Source organism: Pantoea wallisii, assembly GCF_002095485.1.
GTDB lineage: Bacteria > Pseudomonadota > Gammaproteobacteria > Enterobacterales > Enterobacteriaceae > Pantoea > Pantoea wallisii.
Window position 1 is genome coordinate 1 of sequence record NZ_MLFS01000091.1, and the last position, 11667, is coordinate 11667.

General features: G+C 59.0%; 6 protein-coding genes and 2 pseudogenes. 7 read left to right on the top strand and 1 reads right to left on the bottom strand.

All coding sequences use genetic code 11. From position 1 onward, the window contains the following. The first annotated feature begins 278 nt into the window (after nucleotides 1-278). The 6 genes and pseudogenes from HA48_RS20840 to narI all read left to right on the top strand — a co-directional run bounded on the left by HA48_RS20840 (nucleotide 279) and on the right by narI (nucleotide 10302). The gene (locus HA48_RS20840; RefSeq protein ID WP_128603020.1) at nucleotides 279-1709 is read left to right on the top strand and encodes a purine-cytosine permease family protein; all 1431 of its coding nucleotides are present in this window, start codon (nucleotides 279-281) and stop codon (nucleotides 1707-1709) included. Nucleotides 1710-2229: 520 nt separating this feature from the next. Next, complete coding sequence (locus HA48_RS20845) at nucleotides 2230-3603, top strand: NarK family nitrate/nitrite MFS transporter (protein ID WP_128603021.1); 1374 nt, start codon at nucleotides 2230-2232, stop codon at nucleotides 3601-3603. Between the two features lie 64 nt (nucleotides 3604-3667). After that, nucleotides 3668-7405: a nitrate reductase subunit alpha gene (locus HA48_RS20850; protein WP_128603022.1), complete on the top strand. Its 3738-nt coding sequence runs from the start codon at nucleotides 3668-3670 to the stop codon at nucleotides 7403-7405. After that, nucleotides 7402-8936: pseudogene (narH, locus tag HA48_RS20855) on the top strand (nitrate reductase subunit beta). Before HA48_RS20850 ends, narH begins: the two are co-directional and overlap by 4 nt. Beyond that, nucleotides 8936-9625, top strand: coding sequence for a nitrate reductase molybdenum cofactor assembly chaperone (narJ, locus tag HA48_RS20860; RefSeq protein ID WP_128603023.1), 690 nt, complete (start codon nucleotides 8936-8938; stop codon nucleotides 9623-9625). Before narH ends, narJ begins: the two are co-directional and overlap by 1 nt. Continuing rightward, nucleotides 9625-10302, top strand: a complete 678-nt coding sequence (gene narI, locus HA48_RS20865) for a respiratory nitrate reductase subunit gamma (RefSeq protein ID WP_128603024.1) — start codon at nucleotides 9625-9627, stop codon at nucleotides 10300-10302. The genes narJ and narI overlap by 1 nt, the downstream gene beginning before the upstream one ends. A 65-nt stretch (nucleotides 10303-10367) precedes the next feature. Here the strand turns inward: narI and HA48_RS20870 are convergent. Further along, nucleotides 10368-10918: pseudogene (locus HA48_RS20870) on the bottom strand (YbhB/YbcL family Raf kinase inhibitor-like protein). Nucleotides 10919-11029: 111 nt separating this feature from the next. Between HA48_RS20870 and HA48_RS20875 the strand changes: the two are divergent. After that, on the top strand, nucleotides 11030-11667 hold a 638-nt coding region (locus HA48_RS20875), incomplete at its 3' end, for a DEAD/DEAH box helicase (RefSeq protein WP_128603025.1).

Consider the following 11667-nt stretch of genomic DNA (forward strand, 5'->3'; position numbering starts at 1 on the left):
TCCTCAACCTCCCTTCTGACCCTGCGCAAGCACCACAGCGATAAAATGCGACTCGCCAGCCCCAGGCCTGCGCGGTTGCGGTAGTTACCTTCCCGTAGTAATCCGCCTTTCAACCTTGCCAGCGTCATCACAATTTCCAATGAATGACCGCCTTGCCACCGGGCACAGCGCATGACAATATCGCTACATGTATATACATGTATGCTTCGTGACATTTACACCCGACTAACAACAAAACCGGGCTCTCCATCCCCTTTAGCCGTTTACGCGAGGAAACTATGTCAGCCGAATCTTCTGCCGCAGAACATTCAGGCGCTGAAAAACAGCGCCTGTCTGAAACCCGCTCTATTGATTACATTCCGCTAAGCGAACGTCATGGCCATCCCTTCAGCCAGTTTACGCTGTGGTTCGGCGGCAACCTGCAGATCACTGCCATCGTCACCGGCGCGCTCGCCGTGGTACTGGGCGGTGATGTGGTCTGGTCAATCATCGGACTGATGGTGGGTCAGGTGGTGGGGGCAGCGATCATGTCGCTGCATGCGGTTCAGGGACCCCGGCTCGGACTGCCGCAGATGATCACCAGCCGCATGCAGTTTGGCGTATTTGGGGCGGTGATCCCGCTGGTGCTGGTGTGCATTATGTACATTGGCTTCTCAGCCAGCGGCACCGTGCTGGCCGGCCAGGCACTGGCGAAACTGATTGGCACCAGCAATGCGACCGGCATGATCCTCTTCAGCGCCATCATTATCGTTATTGCGGTACTCGGCTATCGCGTCATCCACCAGCTGGGTAAAGTCGCCAGCGTCATTGGCGTGCTGGCCTTTGTTTACCTCTTCATCACCCTGCTCTCTACGCACGATCTGGCTGCCGTCTGGCAAAACCGCCACTTCACCGTGGCCAGCTTCCTGCTGGCGGTATCCCTCTCCTCCTCCTGGCAAATTGCGTTCTGCCCTTATGTCTCCGACTATTCACGCTATCTGCCCGCGGATGTAAGCGCGAAAAAACTGTTCAGCGCAGTGTTTTTCGGTACGGTGCTCGGCACCCAGGCATCGATGACGCTGGGGGTAATCGTTGCGGCGATTGCCGGAAAAGCCTTCTCAGGTAATGAGGTGGGTTACATCGTCGGGCTCGGCAGCAGCGCCACCATGGCGATGGTGATCTACTTCGCCATCTGCTTTGGCAAAATCACCTTCACCACGCTCAACGCCTACGGCAGCTTCATGTCGCTGACTACTATCGTCTCCGGTTTCCGCCAGAAGTCCGCCATCAGTCGCGGTGGCCGCATCCTGTTTGTGGTAATCATGGTCAGCCTCGCCTGCGTCATCGCACTGATCAGCGAACCGGCGTTTCTTAAATCCTTTACCCATTTCCTGCTGTTCCTGCTGGCCTTTTTTGTGCCCTGGAGCGCTATCAGCCTGACGGACTTCTATCTGATCGCCAAAGGCAAAGTTGATGTGCCTGCTCTGTCACAGCCAAATGGCCGCTACGGTCGCTGGAACTGGCCGGGAATCATCACCTATTTTCTTGGCGTACTGGTGCAGTTGCCGTTTATTGAAAATCCTCTGCACCACGGTTCGCTAACGTGGATTTTTGCCGGGAATGATGTCTCCTGGATAATTGGCTGGTTCGTTACTGCGCTGCTGTGGTTTAACGCCCGCCACTTTGATCGTCGGGGTAAATTAACGCGCTCCCTCTATCCGCACGAATAAATTATTTATGTAGCCTTTCGCTGCCGCACTTATTCTCCGGTAGCGAAGCGTAAAATAACCCTTTATAGGTAAATAAGGCATTCGCTATAGCAGCATAATGCCTTACTCTTCTGATTTATTACTCCTCCTCACTTTGAAACGCATTTTAAGCGCGCCGGTAAGCGAATTTACTTCTGACTTCTCAGATGCCGTGATAGCTGGAAGGGAGCCACCCGCCTTTGATGCCGCTATTATTCGGGCTCCTGTATAAATAATTTCTTCTCTTTATTATCAATGCGTAAAACTACCCTGTTACTTATCATTACAATTTGCAGGGTTTTGCGACATTGAATATTTAATGCTTACCTTCTATTAAACTATAAGCCAGCCGGGTTGATTTAAATCATGCTTTACCCTCGACCGAAGTGTTAAAAGATCCAGCCATGTTCATATGGCGTTTTATTTCCCACGCTTTGTCATCTGAATGTCACGTTTTATTTTTATCAACGATACCTCATGAGCTAATTAGCAAGGAGGAGTTGTGAGCCAAAAAAAGACGTCACAACCATCTTTATTACGTGAATGGTCACCGGAAGATGCGCAATTCTGGCAACAAACCGGACAAAAAATTGCCCGGCGCAATTTATGGATATCGGTCAGCGCCCTGCTGCTGGCGTTCTGCGTCTGGATGTTATTCAGCGCAATCGCTGTCAATCTCAACCGCGTCGGCTTCACTTTCACCGTGGATCAGCTCTTCTTACTGACCGCGCTGCCGTCACTCTCCGGCGCGCTGTTCCGCGTGCCCTACTCGTTTATCGTACCGGTGCTTGGTGGACGCTTATGGACCGTCATCAGCACCGCCATCCTGGTGGTGCCCTGCCTGTGGCTTGGTTTCGCGGTGCAGGATCCCACCACGCCCTATGCGGTATTTATCACTATTGCGCTGCTGTGCGGCCTGGCCGGCGCCAATTTTGCCTCCAGCATGGGCAACATCAGCCTGTTCTTTCCCAAACGTCAACAGGGTTCTGCGCTGGGGATTAATGGTGGCTTAGGCAACCTCGGCGTCAGCGTAATGCAGCTACTGGCGCCGCTGGTGATCGCCGTGCCGTTTGTGACCGGCGGCGTAACCCTGCCCGATGGCAGCACCCTCTGGCTGGCTAATGCGGCGTGGATCTGGGTGCCGCTGCTGATTATTGCCTCGCTGGCGGCGTGGTTTGGCATGAATGACATCGCCGGGTTTCGCGCCTCGCTGCGCGAGCAGCTGCCGGTGCTGAAGAGTGCCCACCTGTGGATACTCGGCATGCTCTATCTGGCCACGTTTGGCTCGTTTATCGGCTTCTCTGCCGGGTTTGCCATGCTGGCGAAAACGCAATACCCCGAGGTCGACATCATCCACCTGGCGTTCTTTGGTCCGCTGCTGGGTGCGCTGGCACGTTCGGCCGGCGGCATGATGTCCGATAAATTTGGCGGCGTGCGCGTCACTACGCTCAACTTTCTGCTGATGACGCTGTTCTCGGCGCTGCTGTTTCTTACACTGCCCGGCTCGCGCGGCGCCACCTTCTTCAGCTTCTACGTGGTGTTTATGGGGCTGTTCCTCACCGCCGGCCTCGGCAGCGGCTCAACGTATCAAATGATCGCGGTGATCTTCCGCCAGATCACTCAGCAGCGCATGCTGGCCGCCGGCCATAGTGCTGAGGAGGCGCAGCACACGGCGGTCACCGATACCGCGGCCGCGCTCGGTTTTATCTCTGCACTGGGGGCGATTGGCGGCTTCTTTATCCCTAAAGCCTTTGGCACCTCGCTGGCGTTAACCGGTTCGCCCATCGGCGCCATGAAAATCTTCCTGCTGTTTTACATCGTCTGCCTTGTGGTGACGTGGCTGCTGTATGGCCGCCGCAAGGCGGGTTCGCAATGATTACGCGCCTGAAAGGGCATTTTACGCAATGTGACGGGGCGCGGGCCCCAACGGGAGAAGCGTCATGAGCAAACTGCTTGATCGCTTTCGCTATTTCAAACAGAAAGGTGAAAGTTTTGCTGACGGTCACGGTCAGGTGTACCACACCAATCGCGACTGGGAAGACAGCTATCGCCAACGCTGGCAATACGACAAAATTGTGCGTTCCACCCACGGTGTAAACTGCACCGGATCCTGCAGCTGGAAAATTTACGTCAAAAACGGTCTGGTGACCTGGGAGACGCAGCAAACCGACTACCCGCGCACGCGGCCCGATCTCCCGAATCATGAACCGCGCGGCTGCCCGCGTGGCGCCAGCTACTCCTGGTATCTCTACAGCGCTAATCGCCTGAAATACCCACTGATCCGCAAAGCGCTGCTGGAGCTGTGGCGTGAGGCGCTCACGCAGCACAGCGATCCGGTGGAAGCCTGGCACGCTATCATGATGGATAACGCGAAGTGCCAGGCGTTTAAAGCGCAGCGCGGTCGCGGCGGCTTTGTGCGCGCCAGCTGGCAGGAGCTCAATCCGCTGATTGCTGCGGCCAATATCTGGACCATCAAAGAGTACGGCCCGGATCGCGTGGCCGGCTTCTCCCCGATTCCGGCGATGTCGATGGTCTCTTACGCCGCCGGCACGCGCTACCTCTCGCTGATTGGTGGCACCTGCCTCAGTTTTTACGACTGGTATTGCGATCTGCCACCTGCCTCGCCGATGACCTGGGGTGAACAGACCGACGTGCCCGAGTCTGCCGACTGGTACAACTCCAGCTATATCATCGCCTGGGGCTCAAACGTGCCGCAGACGCGTACGCCGGACGCGCACTTCTTCACCGAAGTCCGTTACAAAGGCACCAAAACCGTGGCCGTCACACCGGACTATTCGGAAGTGGCAAAGCTGAGCGATCAGTGGCTGGCACCGAAACAGGGTACCGACAGCGCGCTGGCGCTGGCGATGGGCCATGTACTGCTGAACGAATTCCACCTGAAAACGCCCAGCGACTACTTCCTCAACTACGCGCGCCACTACACCGATATGCCGATGCTGGTGCTGCTGGAGCCGCGTGCAGACGGCAGCTATGCGCCAGGCAGGCAGTTACGTGCTGCAGATCTGGTCGATAACCTCGGCGAAACCAATAACCCGGCGTGGAAGACCGTTGCGCTCAACAGCGCCGGTGAGCTGGTCGTGCCAAACGGTTCGATCGGCTTCCGCTGGGGTGAGAAAGGCAAGTGGAACCTGGAGCCCAAAGCCGCCGGTCAGGCCACACAGCTAACGCTGAGCCTGCTGGACCAGCACGATGCGGTGCAGGATGTCGCTTTCCCCTACTTTGGCGGTCAGGAGAACCCGCACTTCCGCCATGTGAAGCTCGACGCCATTCTGCTGTACAAGTTACCGGTTAAACAGCTGACGCTGGCCGATGGCTCCACGGCTTGCGTGGCGACGGTGTATGACCTCACGCTGGCTAATTATGGCCTCGACCGTGGACTGGACGATAATAACTGCGCACGCGATTACGGTGATGTGCGCGCCTATTCGCCCGCCTGGGCGGAGAAAATCTGCGGCGTGCCGCGCAGCCAGATTGAGAAGATTGCCCGGGAGTTTGGTGCTACTGCCCATAAAACCCACGGCCGCTCGATGATCATTCTGGGTGCCGGTATCAACCACTGGTATCACATGGACATGAGCTACCGGGCGCTGATCAACATGCTGGTGTTCTGCGGCTGCGTCGGTCAAACCGGCGGCGGCTGGGCGCACTATGTTGGCCAGGAGAAGCTGCGCCCGCAGACCGGCTGGACGCCCCTTGCTTTTGCGCTGGACTGGAACCGTCCGCCGCGCCAGATGAACAGCACCTCATTCTTCTATAACCACGCCAGCCAGTGGCGTTTCGAGAAGCTGCAGGCGCAGGAGCTGCTGTCGCCGCTGGCGGATGCCAGTAAATTCAGCGGCCACCTGCTGGATTTCAACGTGCGCGCCGAACGCATGGGCTGGCTGCCCTCTTCGCCGCAGCTTAACGTTAACCCCCTCAGCATCGCCGACCGGGCAGAACACGCCGGGCAGTCACCCGCTGACTGGACCGCCGCCGCGCTGCAGTCGGGCGAGCTGCGCATGGCCTGCGAACAGCCGGACAGCGGCCGCAACCATCCGCGCAATCTGTTTATCTGGCGATCCAACCTGCTGGGATCATCGGGTAAAGGTCACGAATATATGCTGCGCTATCTGCTCGGCACCGAAAGCGGCCTGCAGGGTGCGCCCATCGACGATGAGAAGGTGATGCCGGAAGAAGTGGAGTGGCGCACCGCCGCGCTGGAGGGCAAGCTGGACCTGTTGGTCACGCTGGACTTCCGCATGTCGAGCACCTGCCTGTTCTCCGATATCGTGCTGCCCACCGCCACCTGGTATGAAAAAGACGACATGAATACCTCGGATATGCATCCGTTTATTCATCCGCTCTCGGCGGCAGTCGATCCGGCCTGGGAGTCGAAGAGCGACTGGGAGATCTACAAAGGCATTGCCAAAACCTTCTCGCAGCTGTGCATCGGCCATCTGGGTGAAGAGACCGATGTGGTGTTGCAGCCTATCCAGCATGACTCGCCGGCGGAGCTGGCGCAGAGCGGCGAGATCCGCGACTGGCGCAAAGGAGAGTGCCCGCTGATCCCCGGCGAGACCGCTCCGCACATTGTCAGCGTCACGCGTGACTACCCTGCAACCTGGGAGCGGTTTACCTCGGTCGGTCCGCTGCTGGAGAAGCTGGGCAACGGCGGCAAGGGTATCAGCTGGAACACCGATAAAGAGGTCGATCTGCTGCGCCGTCTTAACTACACCAAAGCCGACGGCCCGGCCAAAGGCCAGCCGCAGATCAACAGCGCCATTGATGCCGCCGAGGTGATTCTGACGCTGGCCCCCGAAACCAACGGCCAGGTTGCGGTGAAGGCGTGGAATGCGCTGAGCGAGTTTACCGGGCGTGAGCATGCCCACCTGGCGCTGCCGAAGCAGGAGGAGAAGATCCGCTTCCGCGATATCCAGGCACAGCCGCGAAAAATCATCTCCAGCCCCACCTGGTCAGGCCTGGAGGATGAGCATGTCTCCTACAACGCCGGCTACACCAATGTGCATGAGCTGATTCCGTGGCGCACGCTGAGCGGCCGGCAGCAGCTCTACCAGGATCATCCGTGGATGCGCGCCTTTGGCGAGAGCCTGGTCGCCTGGCGCCCGCCGGTCGATACGCGCAGCGTGGCCGATCTGCAGCACATTCCGTCGAACGGTTTTCCGGAAAAGGCGCTCAACTTCCTGACGCCGCATCAAAAATGGGGCATTCACTCGACCTACAGCGAAAACCTGCTGATGCTCACGCTGTCGCGCGGCGGGCCGATTGTCTGGATGAGCGAAACCGATGCCAAAGAGCTGGGTATTGAGGATAACGACTGGATCGAAGCGTTCAACGCCAACGGCGCGCTGACCGCCCGTGCGGTGGTGAGCCAGCGCGTGCCTGCCGGCATGACCATGATGTACCACGCGCAGGAGCGCCTGATGAATATTCCTGGCTCAGAAGTGACCGGCATGCGCGGCGGCATTCACAACTCGGTGACGCGCGTCTGCCCGAAACCGACCCATATGATTGGCGGCTACGTCCAGCTGGCGTATGGCTTTAACTACTACGGCACCGTGGGTTCCAACCGTGATGAGTTCATCATGGTACGGAAAATGAAGCAGGTGAACTGGCTCGATGACGAGGGCCGCGATCAGGTTCAGGAGGCTGCGCAATGAAAATTCGCTCACAGGTCGGCATGGTGCTGAACCTCGATAAATGTATTGGCTGCCACACCTGCTCGGTGACCTGTAAAAACGTCTGGAGCAGCCGTGAAGGGATGGAGTACGCCTGGTTCAATAACGTAGAGACCAAGCCCGGCCTGGGTTATCCGCACGCCTGGGAGGATCAGGAGAAGTGGCAAGGCGGCTGGATCCGCACCATCAAGGGCCGGCTGGTGCCGCGCCTGGGTAATCGCGGTGCGGTGCTGGCGAAAATCTTTGCCAACCGGAAGTGCCGGGCATTGATGACTACTACGAGCCGTTCACCTACGACTACCAGCATCTGCACACCGCTAAGGCGGGTAAACATCAGCCTACCGCCCGCCCGCGCTCGCTGATCAGCGGTGAGCGCATGGACAAGATCGTTGGCGGTCCGAACTGGGAGGAGCTGCTGGGCGGCGAGTTCAGTAAGCGTTCAGCGGACAAGAACTTTGATGCCATGCAGAAGGAGATGTACGGCGCGTTTGAAAACACCTTCATGATGTATCTGCCACGCCTGTGTGAGCACTGCCTCAACCCAAGCTGTGTGGCGACCTGCCCGAGCGGAGCAATTTACAAGCGCGAAGAGGACGGCATTGTGCTGATCGATCAGGATAAGTGCCGCGGCTGGCGCCTGTGCATCAGCGGGTGCCCGTACAAAAAAATCTACTTCAACTGGAAGAGCGGCAAGTCAGAGAAGTGCATCTTCTGCTATCCGCGCATCGAATCCGGTATGCCAACCGTCTGTTCAGAGACCTGCGTCGGCCGCATCCGCTATCTCGGCGTGCTGCTGTATGACGCCGATAAGATCGCTGAGGCTGCCAGCACGGAAGATGAACAGCAACTCTACGCGCGCCAGTGCGAGGTGTTTCTCGATCCCAACGATCCGCAGGTCATCGCCGAAGCGCTGGCGCAAGGTATTACGCAGAACGTGATTGATGCCGCGCAGGCTTCACCGGTGTGGAAACTGGCGATGGAGTGGAAGCTGGCGCTGCCGCTGCACCCCGAATACCGCACGCTGCCAATGGTGTGGTATGTGCCGCCGCTGTCGCCGATTCAGTCGGTGGCGGATAGCGGTGGTTTACAGCAGCAGGAGAGCGTGCTGCCGGACGTCGAGAGCCTGCGGATTCCGGTACAGTATCTGGCCAATATGCTCACCGCTGGCGATACCGCCCCGGTGCTGCGCGCGCTGAAGCGCATGATGGCGATGCGGCACTACAAGCGGTCGCAAACCGTGGAGGGTGTTACTGATACGCGCGCGCTGGAGGAGACCGGCCTGACCGAAGCCCAGGTTGAAGAGATGTATCGCTATCTGGCGATCGCCAACTACGAAGACCGCTTTGTCATCCCCACCAGCCATCGCGAACTGGCGCGCGAGGCCTTCCCGGAGCGCAACGGCTGCGGCTTTAGTTTTGGTGATGGCTGCCACGGCAGCGATAGCAAATTTAACCTGTTCAACAGTCGCCGTATTGATGCCATCAACATTGGCGACAAAGCGGGAGGTGAATAATGGAGATGCTCAAACTGATTGGCATGCTGATCGAGTATCCCGATGAAGCCCTGTGGCAGCATCAGCCGGAGATCGTGGCGCTGACGGAGCAGCACTATCCGGCGCTGTTGCCGTTTGTTCACGCCTACCTGGCGGCGCGTCCGCTGGATCAGCAGGCTGACTGGTGCGCGCTGTTTGAGCGCGGCCGCGCCACCTCGCTGCTGCTGTTTGAACATGTGCACGCAGAGTCGCGCGATCGCGGTCAGGCGATGGTGGATCTGCTGGCGCAGTATGAGCAGGCCGGCCTGCAGCTGAACTGCCGGGAACTGCCCGATTACCTGCCGCTGTACCTTGAATACCTGAGCCTGCGCCCGGCCGCGGAGGCACGCCAGGGGCTGCTGGATATCGCCCCGATCCTGGCGCTGCTCGGCGGCCGGCTGAAAGAGCGGGAAAGCCCCTTCCATCAGCTCTTTGATGCCCTGCTCGCGCTGGCAGAGAGCCCGCTAAGCAGTGACAGCGTCACGCAGCAGACCGCGGCCGAACCGCGTGATGATACGCGGGAGGCGCTGGATGCGGTGTGGGAGGAGGAGCAGGTGAAATTTATTGACGACAACGCCTGTGATAACAGCGCCCGACAGCAGCATCAGCGCCGTTTCCGTGATGACGCTGCGCCGCAATATCTGGATCTTTCCGCCGGAGGAACCCGCTAATGCACTATCTCAATGTGCTGTTCTTCGATATCTATCCCTACCTGTGTGGCACGGTGTTTTTACTGGGCAGCTGGCTGCGCTATGACTACGGTCAGTACACCTGGCGCGCCTCATCCAGCCAGATGCTGGATAAAAAAGGCATGCGCTTCGCCTCAAACGTGTTCCACATCGGTATTCTCGGCATCTTCTTTGGTCATCTGTTTGGCCTGCTGACGCCGCACTGGATGTATGAGCCGTTTCTGGCCATTGCCACGAAGCAGAAGCTGGCGATGGGCGCCGGCGGCGTGTTTGGTTTGATGACGCTGGTGGGCGGATTTTTACTGCTCAAGCGCCGGCTGCTCAACCCGCGCATTCGCGCCACCTCGACGCGGGCGGATATCGTGATTCTGGGCATTTTAGTGGTACAGGTGACGCTGGGGCTGACGTCAATTCTGTTCTCAATGCAGCATCTGGATGGCATTGGCATGATGAAGCTGGTCGGCTGGGCGCAGGCGATTGTGACGTTTCAGGGCAGCGCCTCGCGCTGGCTGGATGGCGTGGAGTGGATCTACCGCGTGCACCTGATCCTCGGCATGACCATTTTCCTGGTTTTTCCGTTTACCCGACTGGTGCACGTCTGGTCCGCGCCGGTGGAGTATTTCACCCGCCGCTATCAGGTGGTGCGCTCGCGGCGTTGACTCTCCACAGTGCTCCCGCAGTGGCGACCCGTCAGGGCCGCCATATTCTTCAGCGGTCGCCCGCGTTATTTATCGTTGGTAAACCGCCCGACAATCGTGCTGCGCCCAACGCATGCCCTTTCAGCTTGCTTACCAGCTCATCATGACTCAACCCTGCCGGTAACGCTGTGGCGGGTAAATCGGTGGCAACAATCACAAAGTTATAGTGGTGTATGCCGGTGCCCGCTGGCGGGCACGGCCCGTAATAGTGCGCGGTACCGGGCGTATTCTTACCACCGGTGTAGCCGGTGCCCTTACTCAGCTCGCCCTGCGCGAACGCTGTTCGATCGGCGGCGATGTTATAGGCCACCATATGCGTCACGCCCAGCCCCTTCGCGCCGACCGGGTCGGTCAGCATCAGCGCAAAACTTTTGGTGCCGTTCGGGGCGTTCGACCAGCGTAGCGCCGGCGAAACATTCTCTCCGGTGCACGCAGGGTTGCTCTTGTTGTTACCGGCAAACGCCTTATCCAGCATGGCGCTATCCTGAAAATCCGGCGACTGCAGGGTAAAGACCGGGGCCGCCAGCGCAGAGGCTGGCAGCAGCGCCAGCAATAGCGCACGTTTTAACATCACCATCGTTCACTCCCGTTGAGGAAAAATTCAGTCCAGGAACAAGTATATAACCTGAATCTGCCGCTGCGGCGGACTACACTGCATATCGCCCATATTGAGAAACAGGAGCCGGAGATGCCCGCGTCAGCGCTATCCTTGTTTACGCCCGCCACGCAGCAGTGGTTTCGCCAGGCATTCACCGCAGCCACGCCCGTGCAGCAGGCTGCCTGGCGCGCTATCGCCAGCGGTAAAAGCTGTCTGGTGATCGCGCCCACCGGCTCAGGCAAAACGCTGGCCGCCTTTCTGCACGCCATTGATGCCCTGTTCCGCGAGCGCAGCCGCGCGGAGGCGGTGGCGCGCAGCCACAAAACGCGCATCCTCTATATCTCGCCGGTCAAAGCGCTGGCCGCTGATGTCCAGCGCAACCTGCAACTGCCGCTGGCGGGTGTTGACGCGCAGCGGCGCCTGCTGGGCGACGCGGAGATCTCCCTTGATGTCGGCATGCGTTCCGGCGACACGCGCAGCGCCGAGCGGGCAAAACTGCTGCGCCGTCCGCCGGATATCCTGATTACCACGCCGGAATCGCTGTTTCTGATGCTGACCTCAAAAGCGCGCGACACGCTGCGCGGCATCTCAACGGTGATCGTTGATGAGGTGCATGCGGTAGCAGGCAGTAAGCGCGGCGCGCACCTGGCGCTGAGCCTTGAGCGGCTGGATGCGTTACTGGCTGAGCCGGCGCAGCGCATCGGGCTCTCTGCCACCGTGCGTCCGCC

Excerpts from the sequence above, each read along its gene's own strand:
- narI (WP_128603024.1), top strand. The coding sequence starts at position 9,625 with ATGCACTATCTCAATGTGCTGTTCTTCGATATCTATCCCTACCTGTGT.
- narJ (WP_128603023.1), top strand. The coding sequence starts at position 8,936 with ATGGAGATGCTCAAACTGATTGGCATGCTGATCGAGTATCCCGATGAA.
- HA48_RS20850 (WP_128603022.1), top strand. The coding sequence starts at position 3,668 with ATGAGCAAACTGCTTGATCGCTTTCGCTATTTCAAACAGAAAGGTGAA.
- HA48_RS20840 (WP_128603020.1), top strand. The coding sequence starts at position 279 with ATGTCAGCCGAATCTTCTGCCGCAGAACATTCAGGCGCTGAAAAACAG.